Annotated in this window: 21 protein-coding genes and 1 tRNA gene; 17 read left to right on the forward strand and 5 right to left on the reverse strand. The window is 65.7% G+C overall.

What is annotated here, in order from left to right:
- Window positions 1–31: 31 nt before the first annotated feature.
- Window positions 32–742, reverse strand: a complete 711-nt coding sequence (locus E0W60_RS16580; protein ID WP_135704983.1) for a FadR/GntR family transcriptional regulator — start codon at window positions 740–742, stop codon at window positions 32–34.
- Window positions 743–986: 244 nt separating this feature from the next.
- On the opposite strand from E0W60_RS16580, the gene E0W60_RS16585 reads away from it, so the two are divergent.
- Window positions 987–1,898: a flagellar brake protein gene (locus E0W60_RS16585; protein WP_135704984.1), complete on the forward strand. Its 912-nt coding sequence runs from the start codon at window positions 987–989 to the stop codon at window positions 1,896–1,898.
- 82 nt (window positions 1,899–1,980) lie between these two features.
- On the opposite strand, the gene E0W60_RS16590 is transcribed toward E0W60_RS16585, so the two are convergent.
- Window positions 1,981–3,669: an electron transfer flavoprotein-ubiquinone oxidoreductase gene (locus E0W60_RS16590; protein ID WP_133097457.1), complete on the reverse strand. Its 1,689-nt coding sequence runs from the start codon at window positions 3,667–3,669 to the stop codon at window positions 1,981–1,983.
- A gap of 302 nt (window positions 3,670–3,971) precedes the next feature.
- Between E0W60_RS16590 and E0W60_RS16595 the strand changes: the two genes are divergently transcribed.
- The 5 genes from E0W60_RS16595 to E0W60_RS16615 all read left to right on the forward strand — a co-directional run bounded on the left by E0W60_RS16595 (window position 3,972) and on the right by E0W60_RS16615 (window position 8,473).
- The gene (locus E0W60_RS16595) at window positions 3,972–4,757 is read left to right on the forward strand and encodes an SDR family oxidoreductase (protein WP_133097456.1); all 786 of its coding nucleotides are present in this window, start codon (window positions 3,972–3,974) and stop codon (window positions 4,755–4,757) included.
- Between the two features lie 268 nt (window positions 4,758–5,025).
- Window positions 5,026–5,628 carry a TRAP transporter small permease gene (locus E0W60_RS16600; RefSeq protein WP_135704985.1) on the forward strand — a complete coding sequence of 201 codons (603 nt, stop codon included), beginning with the start codon at window positions 5,026–5,028 and terminating at the stop codon, window positions 5,626–5,628.
- Window positions 5,625–6,929, forward strand: coding sequence for a TRAP transporter large permease (locus tag E0W60_RS16605; protein WP_195429556.1), 1,305 nt, complete (start codon window positions 5,625–5,627; stop codon window positions 6,927–6,929). The genes E0W60_RS16600 and E0W60_RS16605 overlap by 4 nt, the downstream gene beginning before the upstream one ends.
- 61 nt (window positions 6,930–6,990) lie before the next feature.
- Window positions 6,991–8,019: a DctP family TRAP transporter solute-binding subunit gene (locus E0W60_RS16610; RefSeq protein WP_135704986.1), complete on the forward strand. Its 1,029-nt coding sequence runs from the start codon at window positions 6,991–6,993 to the stop codon at window positions 8,017–8,019.
- Window positions 8,020–8,071: 52 nt separating this feature from the next.
- A complete protein-coding gene (locus tag E0W60_RS16615; protein WP_133097453.1) occupies window positions 8,072–8,473 on the forward strand; it encodes an acyl-CoA thioesterase in 402 nt (133 codons plus the stop codon).
- Window positions 8,474–8,476: 3 nt separating this feature from the next.
- Here E0W60_RS16615 and E0W60_RS16620 read toward each other — a convergent pair whose 3' ends face one another.
- Complete coding sequence (locus tag E0W60_RS16620; protein ID WP_133097452.1) at window positions 8,477–9,022, reverse strand: PAS and helix-turn-helix domain-containing protein; 546 nt, start codon at window positions 9,020–9,022, stop codon at window positions 8,477–8,479.
- A 189-nt stretch (window positions 9,023–9,211) separates the two neighbouring features.
- Between E0W60_RS16620 and E0W60_RS16625 the strand changes: the two genes are divergently transcribed.
- From E0W60_RS16625 to E0W60_RS16635, 3 genes are all read left to right on the forward strand, one after another.
- Window positions 9,212–9,913 carry a CoA transferase subunit A gene (locus E0W60_RS16625; protein ID WP_063238512.1) on the forward strand — a complete coding sequence of 234 codons (702 nt, stop codon included), beginning with the start codon at window positions 9,212–9,214 and terminating at the stop codon, window positions 9,911–9,913.
- A gap of 11 nt (window positions 9,914–9,924) precedes the next feature.
- On the forward strand, window positions 9,925–10,563 hold the full coding sequence (locus E0W60_RS16630) for a CoA transferase subunit B (RefSeq protein ID WP_133097451.1): 639 nt from the start codon (window positions 9,925–9,927) through the stop codon (window positions 10,561–10,563).
- Between the two features lie 199 nt (window positions 10,564–10,762).
- Window positions 10,763–11,143: a putative zinc-binding protein gene (locus E0W60_RS16635; RefSeq protein WP_133097450.1), complete on the forward strand. Its 381-nt coding sequence runs from the start codon at window positions 10,763–10,765 to the stop codon at window positions 11,141–11,143.
- A 51-nt stretch (window positions 11,144–11,194) separates the two neighbouring features.
- Here E0W60_RS16635 and E0W60_RS16640 read toward each other — a convergent pair whose 3' ends face one another.
- Both E0W60_RS16640 and E0W60_RS16645 read right to left on the reverse strand, forming a co-directional pair.
- Window positions 11,195–11,683, reverse strand: a complete 489-nt coding sequence (locus E0W60_RS16640; RefSeq protein WP_135704987.1) for a DUF411 domain-containing protein — start codon at window positions 11,681–11,683, stop codon at window positions 11,195–11,197.
- Window positions 11,684–11,692: 9 nt separating this feature from the next.
- Window positions 11,693–12,469, reverse strand: coding sequence for a 3-hydroxybutyrate dehydrogenase (locus tag E0W60_RS16645; RefSeq protein ID WP_133097448.1), 777 nt, complete (start codon window positions 12,467–12,469; stop codon window positions 11,693–11,695).
- 229 nt (window positions 12,470–12,698) lie between these two features.
- Here E0W60_RS16645 and E0W60_RS16650 point away from each other — a divergent pair, with 229 nt between their 5' ends.
- From E0W60_RS16650 to rplT, 8 genes are all read left to right on the forward strand, one after another.
- Window positions 12,699–13,577 (forward strand): alpha/beta fold hydrolase, encoded by an 879-nt coding sequence (locus E0W60_RS16650; protein ID WP_133097447.1) that lies wholly within the window; start codon window positions 12,699–12,701, stop codon window positions 13,575–13,577.
- Between the two features lie 52 nt (window positions 13,578–13,629).
- On the forward strand, window positions 13,630–13,992 hold the full coding sequence (locus E0W60_RS16655; protein ID WP_135704988.1) for a RidA family protein: 363 nt from the start codon (window positions 13,630–13,632) through the stop codon (window positions 13,990–13,992).
- A gap of 15 nt (window positions 13,993–14,007) precedes the next feature.
- A complete protein-coding gene (locus E0W60_RS16660; RefSeq protein ID WP_135704989.1) occupies window positions 14,008–16,233 on the forward strand; it encodes a RelA/SpoT family protein in 2,226 nt (741 codons plus the stop codon).
- Window positions 16,234–16,254: 21 nt separating this feature from the next.
- Window positions 16,255–16,331 (forward strand) — tRNA-Val (locus tag E0W60_RS16665).
- A 367-nt stretch (window positions 16,332–16,698) separates the two neighbouring features.
- Window positions 16,699–18,606, forward strand: coding sequence for a threonine--tRNA ligase (thrS, locus tag E0W60_RS16670; protein WP_135704990.1), 1,908 nt, complete (start codon window positions 16,699–16,701; stop codon window positions 18,604–18,606).
- Between the two features lie 47 nt (window positions 18,607–18,653).
- Window positions 18,654–19,175 carry a translation initiation factor IF-3 gene (gene infC, locus E0W60_RS16675; protein WP_081479471.1) on the forward strand — a complete coding sequence of 174 codons (522 nt, stop codon included), beginning with the start codon at window positions 18,654–18,656 and terminating at the stop codon, window positions 19,173–19,175.
- 166 nt (window positions 19,176–19,341) lie between these two features.
- The gene (gene rpmI, locus E0W60_RS16680; RefSeq protein WP_006575466.1) at window positions 19,342–19,539 is read left to right on the forward strand and encodes a 50S ribosomal protein L35; all 198 of its coding nucleotides are present in this window, start codon (window positions 19,342–19,344) and stop codon (window positions 19,537–19,539) included.
- A 28-nt stretch (window positions 19,540–19,567) separates the two neighbouring features.
- A complete protein-coding gene (gene rplT, locus E0W60_RS16685; protein WP_008650487.1) occupies window positions 19,568–19,924 on the forward strand; it encodes a 50S ribosomal protein L20 in 357 nt (118 codons plus the stop codon).
- Window positions 19,925–20,030: the final 106 nt, after the last annotated feature.

Genomic DNA, 20,030 nt, shown 5'->3' on the forward strand with positions numbered 1-20,030 from the left:
TGTTGCAGTACTGGTTGCCGTGTGGCGGGATTCAGCCCGCCAGGCCCAGCCGCGCGGCCGCCGCGGACAGGTGCCGTTGCGCGGCCTCGCGCGCCGCCGGGGCATTGCCGGCGGCGATGGCGTCGGCCAGCGCCGCGTGCTCGGTGTCGGCGGCGCGCGGGGCGCCGGTGGCGGCGCCGAGCCGCGCGGTGTTCTCCCACGCGCGCTGGCGTGCCGCCAGCATCTGCTGGCTGACGAAATCGGTCAGGCCGGTAAAGCAGGGGTTGTGCGCGGCCTCGGCGATGGCGTGGTGGAAGGCCATGTCGGCGGCGGCCGCGCTGGCCATGTCGCCATGGCCGTCGGCCTGCGCCTGCATGGCTGCGAGCGCGGCGCGGATCGCGCCGACATCGGCCGTGGTGCGGCGCTCGGCCGCCATCTCGGCGCAGGCGGTCTCGACCACGCGGCGCAGCTCGAACAGCTGCGCCAGCGTGGGTCCGCCATCCGGTGCGCTCGCCACGCGCCAGGCCTGGCCGCCCGGGGTTTCCGAAACAAAGGCGCCAGAGCCCTTGCGCGTGACCAGCACGCCGTCGGCCTTGAGCTGGGCGATGGCTTCGCGCACGATCGGCCGGCTTACGCCGAAGGTGTCGGCCAGAGTGGCTTCGGCGGGCAGGCGTCCGCCCGCGGCGTAGCGGCCGGCGAGGATGTCGTCGTGCAAGGACTGGGCGATACGGCTGGCCAGCGAGGGCGGGCGGTGCAGGGTCATGGGCAGATATGTCAGGCTGTCAGACAGCTTTTGTGCGATTGTGGTACCGAAGTTGTCGCGAGTCAAGCTTTCCGCAATGGGCGGTGCTACACATGGCGGGCTAGACCCACCGGTATTTGCTTAACTTCTGCGGCCCGCGGCCGATAGTATCCGGATACAGGTGGCGGATGCTGCCCGGCACCTCCGCCGTGGGTTTGCCATGCTCCGCGCGCGGCGACAAACGCGGGGCCCTTTGCAAACAGCCATGATCCAGCTCACTCCCAACGATCTTCCGGTCGGACACCCGCTGCCCTGGTCGCTGCTCGACGGCGACGGCAACCTGGTGCTCGGCAGCGGCAGCGTCATTCCCGATGCGCGCGACCTCGCCCTGGTGTTCCGGCACGGCGTGCTCTGCCGCGCGGGTAATGGCAGCGAAAGCGACGACAGCGGCGATACTGATGCCGACACCGGCATGCGCACCGCGCCAGGGCCGGTTGGCCTGCAGGTCGGCACGCTGCTCCACATCAAGCATGAAGGCGAGTCCGCACGCGCCGCCGCCAGCCGCCTGATCGGCTTTATCGAGCAGGGGCTGTTCGTGACCTGGCCGCAACTGGGCGGGCGCGACCTGGCGCTGCAGGCGGGCGACACCGTGCTGCTGCGCGGCTTCTCCGGACAGGCGATCCACAGCTTTACCTCGACCATCACCGCGGTCTGCCGCAGCCCGTTCCGCTACCTGGTGCTGTCGGCGCCGACCAACCTGCACGCGACCCCGGTCCGCAAGGCGGCGCGCGTGCCGACGCGGCTGGCGGCATACCTGACCGAGCCTCCGGAAGACGACGACGGCGTTCATGGCGTGGCCGTCGCGGTGCGGGCGGGCACGGCGCGGCTGGCGCTGCTGTCCGACCTCAGCACCGGCGGTGCGCTGGTGCAGACCACCGCGCCGTCGCCCGCGCCGGGCAGCCGCGTGCGGCTGCGCTTCCAGCTCCGGGCCGCGTCGTTCGACAGCGAAGTCATCGTCGACGGCTGGGTCAGGGTGGCACCAGGCGCGGCCGGACAGGACGACGGCGATTTCCCTGCCTTCGGCGTGGCTTTCGACCTGCTGGCGGAGCGCGAGATGACGCTGCTGCAGTGCTACATCTACGAGCAGCTGCTATCCACGACGCGCCTGCCACTGTAGCCTGCGCGCAGCCCGCCAATAAAAAAACGGCACCGGGAAACCGGTGCCGTTCCATGCGCCGGGCGCTTGCGCGCCGGGGGCCTTACATGCCGACGTAGTTCGGACCGCCGCCGCCTTCCGGCGTGACCCACACGATATTCTGCGTGGGGTCCTTGATGTCGCAGGTCTTGCAGTGCACGCAGTTCTGCGCGTTGATCTGCAGCCGTTCCTTGCCCGAGGTCTCGTCCTGCACGAACTCGTACACACCCGCCGGGCAGTAGCGCGACTCGGGGCCGGCGAATTTGTCCCAGTTGATGCTGACCGGCACGCTGGCGTCCTTCAGCGTCAGGTGCGCCGGCTGGTTTTCCTCGTGGTTGGTGTTGCTGATGAACACCGAGCTGAGGCGGTCGAAGGTCAGCTTGCCGTCCGGCTTCGGGTAGGCGATCTTCTCGCACTCGGCCGCCGGCTTTAGGTACACATGGTCCGGCTTGACGCGGTGGATGGTCCAGGGCGGGTTGCGGATGCCCAGCTTGGGCAGCAGCCATTGCTCGATGCCGGTCATCAGCGTGGCGGTGGTGCGGCCCTTCTTGAACCACTGCTTGAAGTTCTTGGCCTGCAGCAGTTCCTTGTACAGCCAGCTCTGCTCGAACGCGGCGGGGTAGGCGGTCAGCTCGTCGTGCTGGCGGCCGCCCTGCAGCGCGTCATAGGCGGCCTCGGCGGCCAGCATGCCGGTCTTGATCGCGGCATGGCTGCCCTTGATGCGCGAGGCGTTCAGGTAACCGGCATCGCAGCCGACCAGCGCGCCGCCCGGGAACACGGTCTTGGGCAGCGACAGCAGGCCGCCGGCGGTGATGGCGCGCGCGCCGTACGACAGGCGCTTGCCGCCTTCGAAGTACTGGCGGATTTCCGGGTGCGTCTTGAAGCGCTGGAATTCCTCGAACGGCGACAGCCACGGGTTGGTGTAGTCCAGGCCGACCACAAAGCCGACCGCGACCTTGTTGTCTTCCATGTGGTACAGGAACGAGCCGCCGTAGGTGGCCGGGTCCAGCGGCCAGCCGGCCGTGTGCACCACCAGGCCGGGCTTGTGCTTGGCCGGGTCGATCTCCCACAGCTCCTTCAGGCCGATGCCGTAGCTCTGCGGATCCTTGCCGGCGTCCAGGCCGAACTTGGCGATCAGCTGCTTGCCCAGGTGGCCGCGCGAGCCTTCGGCGAAGATGGTGTACTTGGCATGCAGCTCCATGCCGAGCTGGAAGTTGTCGGTGGGCTCGCCTTCCTTGTTGATGCCCATGTTGCCGGTAGCCACGCCCTTGACCGAGCCGTCTTCGTTGTACAGCACCTCGGCGGCCGGGAAGCCCGGGAAGATCTCGACGCCCAGCGCCTCGGCCTGCTGGCCCAGCCAGCGCACGAAGTTCGACAGGCTGATGATGTAGTTGCCGTGGTTGTGGAAGCACTCCGGCAGCAGCGCCGGCGGCGTGCCCTTGGAGCCCGACTCGTTCAGGAACAGGAACTTGTCTTCACTGACCGGCTGGTTCAGCGGCGCGCCCAGCTCCTGCCAGTTCGGGATCAGCTCGTTGAGGGCGCGCGGATCCATGATGGCGCCCGACAGGATATGCGCGCCGGGCTCGGAACCCTTTTCCAGCACGCATACGTTGACGTCGCTGCCTTTCTCCTGCGCGAGTTGCTTCAGGCGGATGGCCGTGGCCAGGCCGGCGGGGCCGCCGCCGACCACGACCACGTCGTATTCCATGGCTTCACGCGGGCCGAACTGCTCCAGGAGCTGTTGCTGATCCATTGTCTCTAACCCTCTATTTCTTTGCTGCTAGCTATGCAATTGTGGGAAGTGCGGTGATCGTTCTGCTCGAACTTGAGCCGGCGGGGCACCGGAAGGGATTTTGACGGCTGTTTGCGGCCGATAGCCGGCCGGATCGCTCGTTTTCCCTCTTTCCCTTTGCAGGCCAAGTTCTTAGAATCTCCGGCATTGTCCGGGACTCGCCACCCACAGGCAAGGATTTTTTTGGAACGGTCGTTCTTTTTTATGGTATGCCGCCTTCCGCACCCGAAGAGGCTGGAGGGGCGCCCGCACAAGAGGTCATCATGGGTTTGTCGATCAATCTGGAAGGCAAGGTAGCGCTGGTGACCGGCGCATCGAGCGGGCTCGGCTCGCGTTTTGCCACGGTGCTGGCCGCCGCCGGGGCCAAGGTCGTGCTGGCCTCGCGCCGCACCGAGCGCCTCAAGGAATTGCGTGCGGCGATCGAGGCCGAGGGGGGCAGCGCGCACGTGGTGCGACTCGACGTCACCGATCCGGACAGCATCCGCGCCGCCGTGGCGCATGCGGAAACCGAAGCCGGCTCGATCGACATCCTGGTCAACAATTCGGGCGTGTCGACCACGCAGAAGCTGACCGACGTCACGCCCGACGATTTTGATTTCGTCTTCGACACCAATACGCGCGGCGCCTTCTTCGTCGCGCAGGAAGTCGCCAAGCGCATGATCGCGCGGGCCAAGGGCGCCGAAAAGAACGGCACCCCGCTGCCGCAGGCGCGCATCGTCAATGTCGCATCGGTGGCGGGCCTGAAGGTGCTGTCGCAGATCGGCATCTATTGCATGAGCAAGGCGTCGGTGGTGCACATGACCAAGGCCATGGCGCTGGAATGGGCGCGCCACGGCATCAATACCAACGCGATCTGTCCCGGCTATATCGATACCGAGATCAACCACCATCACTGGGACTCGGACGCCGGCCAGAAACTGATCCAGATGCTGCCGCGCAAGCGCCTGGGCAAGCCCGACGACCTCGACGGCCTGCTGTTGCTGCTGGCTTCCGACCAGTCGCAATTCATCAATGGCGCCGTGATCACCGCCGACGACGGCATGGTCTGAATCCGGCCGCCGGCGCCGCGCCGCCCGCTTGCCCCCGCGCGCCACAAGCGTGCGGCGGAGCACCACCATTGGCCACCCCAGGGCTTTATCCGGTCCCCTTGGGGCGGGCTTTCGAGCGCGGCTTCCAGTTTCCAATCAAAGAAAGTTGATGCGCGGTGTGCCAGTCTTGGCATAATCCGCCATGTCTTTAGACTAAGTCTTTACATACAAGCAAAAAATGCCGCCGTGGCCGCCTGGCCCAAGCGGCCCTGGACCGGAGGCCGGGGAGATGGAGCAACAAGAAGAGGCACGGCGCAATGCCGTGCCGCAACACGTCGTCGATTCCGCGGTGATCCCGCGGGCGGCAGACGAAGCGCAGGACGCTGAATTCCGGGTTTCACCCCGCCTCGAGGACTGGATTGGCGTGATCGTGATGCTGCTGCTGGTCGGCATCACCTTCGCCAACGTGGTCGTCCGTTATTTCACCGACGAGTCGTTTGCCTGGACCGAGGAATTCTCGGTCTTCCTGATGATCGTGCTGGCGCTCGTTGCCGGCAGCGCCGCGGTGGCGCGCGATCGCAATATCCGCATCGAGTTCTTCTTTGAGCGCGGCAGCGCGGCGCGCCAGCGCCGGCTGGAAATCCTGTCGGCACTGGCGGTGGCTGTAATGTTCGTCGCGCTGGCGGTGCTGGGCGCGCGCATTACGTGGGATGAGTACACCTTCGGCGAAACCTCGCCCGGCATCGGCGTGCCGAGCTGGTGGTACTCGATCTGGCTGCCGGTGCTGTCGGCCGGCATCGCACTGCGCGCGCTGGGCCTGGCGTTGCGCAACGTGCGTGCTCTCAAGGCGCTGCATGAACAGAACCGGGTGGCGAAGGAGCGTTTGCAATGACGCTGGTTGCCATCATCCTGTTCGTGGTCTTTATCGGCCTGATGCTGCTGGGCGTGCCCATCGGCGTGTCGCTGGGGCTGGGTGGCCTGGTCGCGATCGGCCTGTCCAACCTGGACACCCAGATGTTCGGCCTGCTGGCCGTGCCGCAGAACTTCTACGCGGGGCTGGCCAAGTATCCGCTGCTGGCGATTCCGATGTTCGTGCTGGTGGGGTCGATCTTCGACCGTTCCGGCGTGGCGCAGCGGCTGGTGACCTTCGCCATTGCCGTGGTCGGGCGTGGACCGGGCATGCTGCCGCTGGTGGCGATCCTGGTGGCGATGTTCCTCGGCGGCATTTCCGGTTCGGGCCCGGCCAACGCGGCCGCGGTCGGCGGCGTGATGATCGCGGCGATGTCGCGCGCGGGCTATCCCGGCTCGTACAGCGCCGCGGTGGTCGGCGCGGCGGCCGCGACCGACATCCTGATCCCGCCGTCGGTGGCCTTCATCATCTACAGCGTGCTGGTGCCGGGCGCTTCAGTGCCGGCGCTGTTCGCCGCGGGCATGATCCCGGGCGTGCTGGCCGGCGTGGCGCTGATCGTGCCGGCGGTGTGGCTGGCGCGCAAGCACAACATGGGCGCCGCCGAAGCCGCGTTGCCGCGCCCCCCGTTCTGGAAGAGCCTGCGCGAAGCGGCGTGGGGCCTGGTGGCGCCGTTCCTGATCCTCGGCGGCATGCGCGCGGGCTGGTTCACGCCGACCGAAGCCGCGGTGGTGGCGGTGGTCTATGGCCTGTTCGTCGGCATGGTGGTGTACCGCAGCATCGGCATGCGCGACTTGTTCACGATCTTCCAGGAAGCGGCCGAGACCTCGGCGGTGATCCTGCTGGTGGTCGCGCTGGCCGGCATCTTCGCCTATGCGCTGTCGACGCTCGGCGTGATCGATCCGCTGGCGCAGGCGATCGCCAGCTCCGGGCTGGGCGAATACGGCGTGCTGGCGCTGATCGTGCTGCTGCTGATGACGGTTGGCATGTTCCTCGACGGCATCTCGATCTTCCTGATCTTCGTGCCGCTGCTGCTGCCGATCGCCAATGCCTTCCACTGGAACCCGGTGTGGTTCGGCGTGGTGCTGACGCTGAAGGTGGCGCTCGGACAGTTCACGCCGCCGCTGGCCGTGAACCTGATGGTGTCGTGCCGGATCGCCCGCGTGCGCATGGAAGAAACCGTGCCCTGGGTGATATGGATGCTGCTGGCGATGTTCATCGCCATGCTGATGGTGCTGGCCTATCCGCCGCTGGCGACCTGGCTGCCGGAGTACCTCGGCTATTGATCGCTGTTGACTTCATTTTGCATTCACAAACAAGAACTGACGATTCCCGAGAGGAGATGAAATGAAACGTCGTGCCCTGATGCTTGCAACGGCCGCCGCCATTGCCGCTTCCGCCTTCGCCCCCGCCGGCGCGATGGCCCAGACCTACAAGTCCGAGTACAAGATGTCGCTGGTGCTCGGCCCGGCCTTCCCGTGGGGCAAGGGCGGCGAGATCTGGGCCGACCTGGTCAGGCAGCGCACCAACGGCCGCATCAATATCAAGCTGTACCCCGGCACTTCGCTGGTGGCCGGCGACCAGACCCGCGAGTTCTCGGCGATCCGCCAGGGCGTGATCGACATGGCGGTCGGCTCGACCATCAACTGGTCGCCGCAGGTCAAGGAGCTGAACCTGTTCTCGCTGCCGTTCCTGATGCCCGACTACAAGGCGCTGGACGCGCTGACGCAGGGCGAAGTCGGCAAGTCGATCTTCTCCACGCTGGAGAAGGCCGGCGTGGTGCCGCTGGCCTGGGGCGAGAACGGCTTCCGCGAGGTGTCGAACTCCAAGCGCGAGCTGCGCAAGCCGGACGACCTCAAGGGCCTGAAGCTGCGCGTGGTGGGCTCGCCGCTGTACATCGAGACCTTCAACGCGCTGGGCGCGAACCCGACGCAGATGAGCTGGGCCGACGCGCAGCCGGCGATGGCCTCGGGCGCGGTCGATGGCCAGGAGAACCCGCAATCGGTGTTCGCCGCCGCCAAGCTGTACACGGTCGGCCAGAAGTTCGTGACCACCTGGGGCTACGTGGCTGACCCGCTGATCTTCGTGGTCAACAAGCAGATCTGGGAAAGCTGGACCCCGGCCGACCGCGAGATCGTCAAGCAGGCCGCCATCGACGCCGGCAAGCAGGAAATCGCGCTGGCCCGCAAGGGCCTGGCCGAGGCCGGTGCGCCCGCCTGGAAGGAAATGGAAGGCCATGGCGTCAAGGTCACGCACCTGACGCCGGCCGAGCATGACGCCTTCCGCAAGGCGACCGCCAAGGTCTACGACAAGTGGAAGAAGCAGATCGGCACCGACCTGGTGACCAAGGCCGAAGGCGCGATCGCCAAGCGCTAAGTCATGCAACAGGCCCGCCAGCGTTGGCGGGCCTGTTGCTTTGGAGGCTGAGATGAAGCACGTTTATACGGTGGTCATGCCGATCCGGTGGGGCGACATGGATGCGATGGGCCATGTCAACAACACCGTCTACTTCCAGTACCTGGAGCAGGCGCGCATCGAGTGGTTCGCGTCGCTGGGGCGCGGCGGCAAGGATGCGCAAGGGCAGGGGCCGGTCATCATCAATGCGCATATGACCTTCCTGAAGCAGCTGCGCTATCCGGGCAATATCGAATGCCGCGTTTATGCGGGGCAACTGGGGCGCACCAGTTTCGAAACGCGCATGGAGATCCGGCGTACCGATCTGCCTGACGTGGTGTGGGCGGAGGGCGGGGCGAAGGTCGTGTGGTGCGATTATGCGGTGGAGAAATCGGTGCCGGTGCCGCCGGAGATCCGGGCGATTATCGAAGGCTAACCCTCAGTGGTTCACCAGCCGCTGCACCAGGTCCACCGACGTACTCGCCCCATACTTCTTCATCAGCCGCGCCCGGTAGATATCCACGGTGCGCGGGCTGATCGCCAGCAGCTTGCCGATTTGCTTGCTGGTCTTGCCTTCCACCAGTTGTGCCGCGATGTCGCGTTCGCGCGCGGTCAGCTCGGCCGTCACCTGCCGCTTCTGCGACAGGTCTTCAAAGGTCCAGATCCCCGCGCCCAGCGGCTGCGCGCGGTCCAGCGCGCGTCCGGTGACGTGGCACCAGAACAGTTCGCCGCCGGCGCGCTTCATGATGCGCTCGTCCGAATACATCCCGCGCTTGTTCATGATCGGCGCGATGCGGGCGCCGGTGCGCTCGAACTCGTCGGCGGTAGGGTAGAGTACCTGGAACGACTGGCCCAGCAGCGCCTCGCGCGTGGTGCCGAAAATCCGGCAGACTTCCTCGTTGCAGTCCTCGATCACGCGCTCGCGTGACAGCACCAGGCCCACGGGGGCGAGCTGGAAAGCGGTCTGGTAGTCGATGGCGGGCATCTACTTATGTATTTTTACGTAATGGCGTAGCCGGCGGGGCTTGCGTATGCTGTCGGTCGGACGATAAACGGCGCCCGTCATCGACTGCGCCGATTGTACCGTTACAATTTCCCTGCGTCGCCCACCGCACAAGCGGGCGGCGGAAGCACAACAGCGGAACCCCGAGGAACTACCGAGGAAGGAGCGAACATGAACAAGGTCTACGCCAGCGCCGCAGAAGCGCTTGCAGGCGTCGTCCGCGACGGCCAGACGATCGCCGTTGGCGGTTTCGGCCTGTGCGGCATCCCCGAGGCGCTGATCGCCGCGCTGCGCGACAGCGGCGTCAAGCAGCTCACCTGCATCTCCAACAATGCCGGCGTCGACGGCTTCGGCCTGGGCCAGTTGCTGGCCACGCGCCAGATCAAGAAGATGATCTCGTCCTATGTGGGCGAGAACAAGGAGTTCGAGCGCCAGTACCTGGCGGGCGAACTCGAACTCGAATTCACCCCGCAGGGCACGCTCGCCGAGAAGCTGCGCGCCGGCGGCTCGGGTATCCCGGCCTTCTTCACCAAGACCGGTGTCGGCACCATCGTCGCCGAAGGCAAGGAAGTCCGCGAATTCGATGGCGAGACGTACGTGATGGAGCGTTCGCTGACGGCTGACGTGGCGCTGGTCAAGGCATACAAGGCCGACAAGGCCGGCAACCTGGTGTTCCGCCGCACCGCGCGCAACTTCAACCCGATGTGCGCGATGGCGGGCAAGGTCACCATCGCCGAGGTCGAGCATATCGTCGAGACCGGTGAGCTGGACCCGGACGAGATCCACCTGGCCGGCATCTTCGTGAAGCGCCTGGTGCTGAACACCAATCCCGAAAAACGCATCGAGCAGCGCACCGTGCGCGCGGCCAGCTAAGGAGACGCATCATGGCATGGACACGTGACGAAATGGCCGCGCGCGCCGCGGCTGAGCTGCAGGACGGTTTCTACGTCAACCTGGGCATCGGCCTGCCGACGCTTGTGGCCAACTGGGTGCCGGAGGGCATGGAAGTGTGGCTGCAGTCGGAAAATGGCCTGCTCGGCATCGGCCCGTTCCCGACCGAGGAAGAAGTCGACGCCGACATGATCAATGCCGGCAAGCAGACCGTGACGACGCTGCCGGGCTCGTCGATCTTCTCCTCGGCCGATTCCTTCGCGATGATCCGCGGCGGCCACATCGACCTGGCCATCCTGGGCGCGATGCAGGTCAGCGAGAAGGGCGACCTGGCCAACTGGATGATCCCGGGCAAGATGGTCAAGGGCATGGGCGGCGCGATGGACCTGGTCGCCGGCGTCGGCCGCGTGGTGGTGCTGATGGAACACACCGCCAAGAAGAAGGACGGCACCGAGGACATCAAGATCCTGAAGCAGTGCAACCTGCCGCTGACCGGCGTGGGCGTGGTCAATCGCATCATCACCGACCTGGGCGTGATGGACGTGACTGCGGAAGGCCTGAAGCTGGTCGAAACCGCACCGGGCGTCAGCCGCGAGGAAATCCAGGCGAAGACCGGGGCGCCGTTGCTGTAAGCAAGCCTTCGGCCATTGCCTGACGGGCCCTGTGGCGCACTGCGCCACAGGGCTTTTTTCATTTGGTGTTGCCGACCACGCCGATCGGCCGTGCGGGCTAGCTCTATCGGCGAATGGCCCGCCGCCGCACAAGTCACTATGCTGGCCGCTTCCCGGCAGGCGTGGTCCTGCCAACCAAAGTCCTGACGGAAGGTACGCGATGCCGGCTTCTCCCACCCGATCCCTGCCACTGGTGTATGCCTGCTCTGGCTGCTCCAGCGTGGCGCAACTGGCCAATGCGTGCGCGGTGCGGCTGGACCGCAGCGGCCGCGCCGAAATGTCGTGCATCAGCGGCGTGGGCGGCGGCGTGCCGGCGCTGACGCGCGTGGCGCAATCGGGCCGGCCGATCCTGGCGCTGGATGGCTGCCCGCTGGCTTGCGTGCAGGCTTGCCTGGCAAACGTGGGCGTGGTGCCGGACCAGCACCTGGTGCTGAACCGGCTGGGGGCGGTCAAGCGGCAGCACGGTGAATGCACCGAGGGCGAGACCGAGGCGGTGTGGCGGGAAGTCGAAGCGGCTTTGGAAAGCCTTGCGGGGGTTTAGGGAAGGCCGGACGCGCGGCGGCGCATCCGGCAGGGCGGCGGGGCGGACGCCTTAGGCCGCCGGCTTGTTGTAGCGGGTGAACACCGAGGCCGCGCCGTCGGCCTTGACCAGCAGCACGTCGAACGGATCCTTGCGCGGCCCCTGTTCCATGCCCGGCGAGCCGACCGGCATGCCCGGCACCGCCAGCCCGACTGCCTTGGGTTTGGCGGCCAGCAGCTTGCGGATATCGGCGGCCGGCACATGCCCCTCGATCGCGTAGCCGCCGATGTAGCCGGTATGGCAGGAGCCGAAGCGCTCCGGCATGCCGAAGCGCTTGCGGTAATCGCCGGTATCCTCGACATCATGCACCGTCACCGTGAAGCCATTGGTGCGCAGGTGCTTGACCCATTCCTCGCAGCAGCCGCACAGCGGGCTCTTGTAGACGTCGATGGCAAGAGGCCTGGCCTGCGCGAAGGCATCGGCCGCAGGCCCCAGCGCGCCCACCGCGATCGTGCCGAGCGCCAGCGCGCCCAGGGTGCCGAGAAAACGTCGTCGTTGCATCGTAGATCCTTACTGCGCCACCCAGCCGCCATCCATGTTCCAGATCGCGCCGCGAACCTGGCGTGCCGCGTCGGACGACAGGAACACTGCCAGCGCGCCCAGCTCGTCGGGCGTCACGAACTCGCCCGAGGGCTGCTTCTCCAGCACCAGCTCGCGCTTGGCCTGCTCGACCGGGATGCCTTCCTTCTGCGCGCGGGCTTCGACCTGCTTCTGCACCAGCGGGGTCAGCACCCAGCCCGGGCAGATCGCGTTGGCGGTCACGCCGGTCTGCGCGGTTTCCAGCGCGGTCACCTTGGTGAAGCCAACGATGCCGTGCTTGGCAGCCACGTAGGCCGATTTCTGTGCCGACGCGACCAGCCCGTGCGTCGACGCCACGTTGATGATGCGGCCCCAGTTCTTCTGGCGCATGCCGGGCAGCGCCAGGCGCGTGGTGTGGAAGGCCGAGGTCAGGTTGATGGCGATGATGGCGTCCCAGCGCTCGGTGGGAAAGTCCTCGATGGGGGCGACGTGCTGGATGCCGGCGTTGTTGACCAGGATGTCGGCGCCGCCGAAGTCGGCCTGCGCATAGCGCATCATGTCCTCGATCTCTGACGCCTTGCTCATGTCCGCGCCGTGGTAGCCGACCTGGATGCCCTGGCCGGCCTGCGCGATCTCGTTCTTTGCGGCGTCCGCGTCACCAAAGCCATTGACGATGATGTTGGCGCCCTGGGCCGCCAGTGCCTTTGCGATGCCGAGCCCGATGCCGCTGGTCGAGCCAGTCACCAGAGCAGTCTTGCCTTTGAGCATGTAAGCCTCCATCGAGAGAGATTCCACAGGAAGGAAAGGGCGGCCCGGGTGGCCCGGTCCGCCTGGTCTGGCACCGCCACGCACCGGCATGCATCGGCGCGCGGGCGCGTGCGGTGGCGCAGACAGTGTGCTGTGGCATTGTACCCGGTGCGGCGTACAATCCAGTTTTGCTCAACCACCGGCAGCGCCGCTTTTTCGCGGTCCCGGCCGGGTCCGTCAGGGAGTCCAGATGTCTGCCAGTCCGCGCCTCGGTTTTGTCCAGTGCATCAGTCCGGCGGGCCTGCACCGCATGGCCTACCACGAATGGGGGGATCCCGCGAATCCGCGCGTGCTGGTATGCGCGCACGGGCTGACGCGCACCGGCCGCGACTTCGATGCCGTCGCCAGCGCGCTGTGCGGCGACTATCGCGTGGTATGCCCCGACGTGGTCGGGCGCGGCCGCTCGGAATGGCTGGCCAATCCGGACAGCTACATCGTGCCGCAGTACGTGTCCGACATGGTCACGCTGATCGCCCGGCTCAATGTCGAGCAGGTGGACTGGTTCGGCACCTCGATGGGCGGGCTGATCGGCATGGGACTGGCGGGGCTGCCCAAGTCGCCGGTGCGCAAGCTGCTGCTGAACGACGTCGGCCCCAGGATCGCGCCGTCGGCGGTCGAGCGCATCGGTGCCTACCTGGGCCTGCCGGTACGCTTCAAGACCTTTGAGGAAGGGCTGGCATACCTGCAGACCATCAGCGCGTCGTTCGGCCGCCACACGCCGGAGCAGTGGCGCGAGCTGAACGCCGCCATCCTGAAGCCGGTGCAGGGCGGCGACGGCCTGGAATGGGGCTTGCATTACGACCCGCAACTGGCCGTGCCCTTCCGCAAGTCCACGCCGGAAGCGGTGGCGGCGGGCGAGGCCTCGCTGTGGCGCAGCTTCGAGGCCATCGAAGCCTCGGTGCTGGTGGTGCGCGGCGCGCAGTCCGACCTGCTGCTGCGCGAGACCGTCGCCGAGATGGTGGCACGCGGCAAGCATGTGAGCTCGGTGGAAGTCCCTGAAGTGGGGCATGCACCAACCTTTGTCGATCCGGCGCAGATCGCGATCGCCCGGCAGTTTTTTGTCGGGTGAGTTGGCGCGCATCGCGCGGCGGACCTGTATTTTTATCGATCAACGCATTGTCATGAGTAACCTTGAACTGAAGCGCGCCCACGTGGGCAAGCGTTTGTCCGAATATGCGGTCTACAACGGCGTGGTCTACCTGGCCGGGCAGGTGCCCGAGGTCGACCCTAAGGCCGATATCCGCGGCCAGACGCGCGAGGTGCTCGGCCATATCGACCGCCTGCTGGCCGAGGCCGGCAGCGACAAGACCCGCATCCTGTCGTGCCAGATCTTCCTCGCCAACGTCGACCTGATCGGCGAGATGAACGAGGTCTGGGACGCCTGGGTGCCGCAAGGCAACACGCCCCCGCGCGCCACGGTGGAAGCCCGCCTGGCCAATCCCGATTACCTGATCGAAGTGGTGGTGACCGCTGCGCTCAACTGATGCAGGCGTAGGGACATGGTGACGTCGACCGACGTGGCTGGCCGGATCGCAGGCATTCCGGATGCTGAACTGGTGGGCCGTGCGCTGGCGTACGTGCGCGAGCACGGCGCCGGCGTGGCGCTGCCTACGGGCGAGACGGTGCAGTCGCACGCTGAGGGGATGCTGCGCATCCTCGATGGCCTGCGCGTGGACGATGCCGCGCGCGCGGCCGCCTGCCTGTTCGGGCTGGCGGCATTCGTGCCCGACACCGAAGCCGAGATCGAGCCGCGCTTCGGCGAAGAAGTGGCGCGGCTGGTCAACGGTGTGCGGCAGCTGCTGCGCATCGGTGCCATCGCCGGCAATCGCCCCGATGTGGAAGCGGCCACGCCGTCGAAGAACGAGGCGCAGGCGCGCCACGAGCAGGTCGAGGCGCTGCGCAAAATGCTGCTCGCATTCGCGCAGGACATCCGCGTGGTGCTGGTGCGGCTGGCCTCGCGTCTGCAGACGCTGCGCTGGCTGGCCGAGACCAAGCACACGCCGACCGCCGGCGTGGCGCGCGAAACGCTCGACATCTACGCGCCGCTGGCCAACCGCCTCGGTATCTGGCAGATGAAGTGGGAGCTGGAAGACCTGGCGTTCCGCTTCGAGCAGCCCGACACCTACAAGCGCATCGCCAGGCTGCTGGACGAAAAGCGCATCGAGCGCGAAGGCTATATCGCCGGCGCCATCGCGCGGCTGCAGTCCGAGCTGACGGCCGCGGGCATCCGTGCCGAAGTGAGCGGCCGGCCCAAGCACATCTACAGCATCTGGAAGAAGATGCGCGGCAAGGAGCTGGATTTTGCCGACCTGTACGATGTGCGCGCCTTCCGCGTGATCGTCGACGATATCAAGGACTGCTATACGGTGCTGGGTATCGTCCACCATATCTGGCAGCCGATCCCGCGCGAGTTCGACGACTACATCTCGCGGCCCAAGGCCAACGGCTACAAGTCGCTGCACACGGTGGTGATCGGCGATGACGGCCGCGCCTTCGAGGTGCAGATCCGCACGCACGAGATGCACCACTTCGCCGAATACGGCGTCGCGGCCCACTGGCGCTACAAGGAAGCGGGCAGCAAGGGCTACGGTGGGCAGTTCTCCGCCAGCGAACGCTACGACGAGAAGATCGCCTGGCTGCGCCAGCTGCTGGCATGGAAGGACGATGCCGACCACAGCGTGGCGCATGACGAGTGGGAGCAGATCAAGCACGCGGCGATCGACGACCACATCTATGTGCTGACGCCGCAGGCGCGCGTGGTGGCGCTGCCGCAGGGCGCCACGCCGCTGGACTTTGCCTATTACCTGCACAGCGACCTCGGCCACCGCTGCCGCGGCGCGCGCGTGGACGGCACCATGGTGCCGCTGAATACCACGCTGAAGAACGGCCAGACCGTCGAGATCATCGCGGTCAAGCAGGGCGGGCCGTCGCGCGACTGGCTCAATGCGGAGCTTGGCTACCTGGCCAGCAGCCGTGCGCGCGCCAAGGTGCGGGCGTGGTTCAACGCGCTCGATTCGCAGGAGACCATCGCGCAGGGCCGCGCGCTGATCGACAAGACCCTGCAGCGCGAGGGCAAGACCGCGGTCAAGCTGGAAGATCTGGCCGCGCGGCTGAACTTCAAGACGCCCGACGACCTGTTCGCCGCGGTGGCCAAGGACGAGTTCAGCCTGCGCCATGTCGAGCATGCGCTGCGCCACCCGGAAGGCGAAATCCAGGCACCGCTCAGCGAGGAAGACGCCGTCACCAAGAAGAGCCGCGCCACCAGCGTGGCGCGCGGCGCCAAGAGCGGCGTGCTGGTGGTGGGCGTGGATTCGCTGATGACGCAGATGTCGCGCTGCTGCAAGCCGGCGCCGCCGGACGATATCGTCGGCTTTGTCACGCGCGGACGCGGGGTGTCGATCCATCGGCGCAACTGCCATACCTTCCAGCAGCTGTCGGCGCGCGCGCCGGAGCGGGTCATCCAGACCGAGTGGGGCAAGAAGAGCCATGCCGCGGTCTATCCGGTCGACATCCATGTCGAAGCCATCGACCGGCAAGGGCTGCTGCGCGATATCTCGGAAGTGCTGTCGCGCGAGAAGATCAACGTCACCGGCGTAAAGACGTTGTCGAGCAAGGGCGTGGCACGCATGCAGTTCACCGCGGAGGTATCGGAGGCCACGCAGTTGCAGCGCGCGCTGTCGCTGATCGAAGAGGTGCAGGGGGTATTGCAGGCAAAAAGAAAGTGATGCTATACTTGCGTCTTCGCTAGGCTCGTAGCTCAGCTGGTTAGAGCACCACCTTGACATGGTGGGGGTCGTTGGTTCGAGTCCAATCGAGCCTACCAACGAATTGCAGTAACAACGAAGTGCGGCAAGTCCGATTCAACCTGAAATGGAACGGAAAGGCATCATGTTCATGACACCGCGAACTACTACCGCTGGCAAGCGACAGTAGTCGAGGTGCGCCTTCCGACCCGGTTGAAACGGGTTTGATAAAGAGAAACGCGGCCTTGGCCGCGTTTTTTTTCGCCTGTCGCCTGCCAGCAGCCTGATAAGCTGCCGCTCTCGCGCGCTTCGGCGGAGCGATGTGTGCGGCAAAAAGCAATCGAACAATCGCCGGGTCGCGCAGCCGCGGACCGGTGCCCGCAAGATGCAGTTTGATCCGCCCGGCCCATGCGCAGCGCGCCGCCGGCGGAATCCTGGAGAGTCCAAATGATCGCAATCACGCTGCCGGATGGGTCCCGCCGCGAGTTTCCGGGCCCGGTGACGGTTGCCGAAGTGGCGCAGAGCATCGGCTCCGGCCTGGCCAAGGCCGCGCTGGCCGGCAAGGTGGACGGCAAGCTGGTCGACACGAGCTACAAGATCGAAGACGACGCCCAGCTGGCCATCGTCACGGACAAGGACGCCGACGGCGTCGACGTCATCCGCCACTCCACGGCGCACTTGCTGGCCTATGCCGTCAAGGAACTGTATCCGGAAGCGCAGGTTACGATCGGGCCGGTGATCGAGAACGGCTTCTACTACGACTTCGCCTACAAGCGTCCCTTCACGCCGGAAGACCTCGCGGCCATCGAGAAGAAGATGACGGAACTCTCCCGCAAGGACGAGAAGGTCACGCGCGAGGTGTGGAACCGCGATGAGGCAGTGGCGCTGTTCGAGTCGATGGGCGAGAAGTACAAGGCAGAGATCATCGCCTCGATCCCGGCGGACCAGGAAATCGGCCTGTACCGCGAAGGCAATTTCGTCGACCTGTGCCGCGGCCCGCACGTGCCGTCGACGGGCAAGCTCAAGGTCTTCAAGCTGATGAAGGTGGCCGGCGCCTACTGGCGCGGCGACTCCAGCAACGAGATGCTGCAGCGTGTCTACGGTACGGCCTGGGCCAGGAAGGAAGACCAGGAAGCCTACCTGCACATGCTGGAAGAGGCCGAGAAGCGCGACCACCGCAAGCTGGGCAAGACGCTCGACCTGTTCCACCTGCAGGAAGAGGCGCCCGGCATGGTGTTCTGGCACCCGAAGGGCTGGCAGGTGTGGCAGGCCGTCGAGCAATACATGCGCGGCCGCCTGGGCGACGCCGGCTATGACGAAGTGCGCACGCCGCAGGTGATGGACCGTTCGCTCTGGGAAAAGTCCGGCCACTGGCAGAACTACAAAGAGAACATGTTTGTCACGGAGTCGGAAAAACACGACTACGCGATCAAGCCGATGAACTGCCCGGGCCACGTGCAGATCTTCAATCACGGCCTGCGTTCGTACCGCGACCTGCCGCTGCGCCTGGCCGAGTTCGGCGCCTGCCATCGCAACGAGCCTTCGGGCGCGCTGCATGGCCTGATGCGCGTGCGCGGCTTTGTGCAGGACGATGCCCACATCTTCTGCACGGAAGAGCAGATCGTCGCGGAAGCGAAGGCCTTCAATGAACTGGCGTTCTCGGTCTACGACGACTTCGGCTTCAAGAACGTTTCGGTGAAGCTGTCGCTGCGCCCCGACCAGCGCGCCGGCTCGGACGAGGTCTGGGACCACGCCGAGGAAGGCCTGCGCCTGGCGCTGCGCGCCTGCGGCGTGGAATGGGAGGAGCTGCCGGGCGAGGGCGCATTCTATGGCCCGAAGGTCGAGTACCACATCAAGGACGCAATCGGCCGCTCGTGGCAATGCGGCACGTTGCAGCTCGACCTGGTGCTGCCGGAGCGCCTGGGTGCCGAGTACGTCTCCGAGGACAACTCGCGCAAGCGCCCGGTCATGCTGCATCGTGCGATCCTGGGCTCCTTCGAGCGCTTCCTGGGCATCCTGCTGGAAAACCATGCCGGCGCGCTGCCCGCCTGGCTGGCCCCGGACCAGGTCGTGGTCATGAATATTGCGGATTCGCAGGCAGAATACGCCGAAAACGTCGTGCAATTGCTGCAAAAACAAGGGTTTAGGGCCAAGGCCGATTTGCGCAACGAGAAAATTACGTATAAAATCCGCGAGCATTCCCTTCAGAAGGTTCCCTACCTGCTAGTGGTGGGCGACAAGGAGCGGGATGCCAATCAAGTGGCCGTGCGTGCCCGTGGCAACGTGGATCTGGGTGTGATGCCCGTCTCCGCGTTTGTTGAGCGTCTGCAACACGACGTCGCCAGCAAAGCCTGAGGGTGGTGAGCACGGCTTGTTTTTTTGTCTTCTTGAGGTAACGCAACATCGCTACGGACAAAGGTCATCGCATCAACCGGGAAATCAGCGCGCCTGAATTGCGCCTGGTAGGGGTTGATAACGAGCAGCTCGGCATCGTCAAGTTCATGGACGCTCTGCGGCTGGCTGAGGACAAGGACTTGGACCTGGTGGAGATCGCCCCCAACGCGACTCCGCCCGTCGCCCGGATCATGGATTACGGGAAGTTCAAGTACGAGGAAGCCAAGCGCGCCCACGAGGCCAAGCTGAAGCAGAAAATCATCCAGGTCAAGGAAGTCAAGTTCCGGCCGGGTACGGATGATGGCGACTACAACGTCAAGCTGCGCAACCTGAAGCGCTTCCTGGAAGATGGCGACAAGACCAAGATCACGCTGCGGTTCCGTGGTCGCGAGATGGCCCACCAGGAAATCGGCGCGCGCATGCTCGAACGCCTGAAGGCGGATCTGGAAGAGATCGGCCAGGTCGAGCAGATGCCGAAGATGGAAGGGCGCCAGATGGTGATGGTGCTCGCCCCCAAGAAGAAGAAGTAATTCTTGCGCGGTGCAGCGGCCGGAATGCCAGCGCATTCCGGCGTTGCTTCGTGCGGAAGTCGCGCGCGCCCGCAAGGGCGTCGTGCAACAACAAGTGGATGCGGGTCTTGCAAGCGTCGGCGTGAGCCGGCCACCTGCATGCATGTCATATGAGCTGGAGTTTTTCATGCCGAAGATGAAGACGAAGAAAAGCGCTTCCAAGCGCTTTACTGCCCGTCCGAACGGTTCGTTCAAGCGTGGCCAGGCCTTCAAGCGTCACATCCTGACCAAGAAGACCACCAAGAACAAGCGTCAACTGCGCGGTACTCAGGACGTCCATGAGACGAACCTGAAGTCGGTGCGCGCGATGATGCCTTACGCATAACCCCTGACGATAACGAAAGGAGAATTACATGCCTCGAGTAAAGCGTGGGGTCACTGCACGGGCCCGTCACAAGAAAGTCATCGACGCTGCCAAGGGTTACCGCGGCCGTCGCAATAATGTCTATCGCATCGCCAAGCAGGCGGTCATGCGTGCTGGCCAGTACGCGTACCGCGATCGCCGCAACAAGAAGCGCGTGTTCCGCGCCCTGTGGATTGCGCGTATCAATGCCGCGACGCGTGAGCATGGCATGACCTACAGCGTGTTCATGAACGGTCTGAAGAAGGCCTCGATTGAACTGGACCGCAAGGTGCTGTCGGACATGGCTATTCACGACAAGCCTGCCTTTGCCGCCATCGTCAACCAGGTGAAAGCCACCGTTGCCTGATGCCGGCTGCGGCGGCGCGTAAGCGCCGCCGGGCAAGCACCGACCGCAAGGTCGACCGCCGACCGCAAGGTCCGCTGAAACGGGGCTCCTCACCGAGCCCCGTTTT

Origin of the sequence: Cupriavidus oxalaticus (assembly GCF_004768545.1) — a bacterium.
GTDB classification, from domain to species: Bacteria; Pseudomonadota; Gammaproteobacteria; order Burkholderiales; family Burkholderiaceae; genus Cupriavidus; species Cupriavidus oxalaticus_A.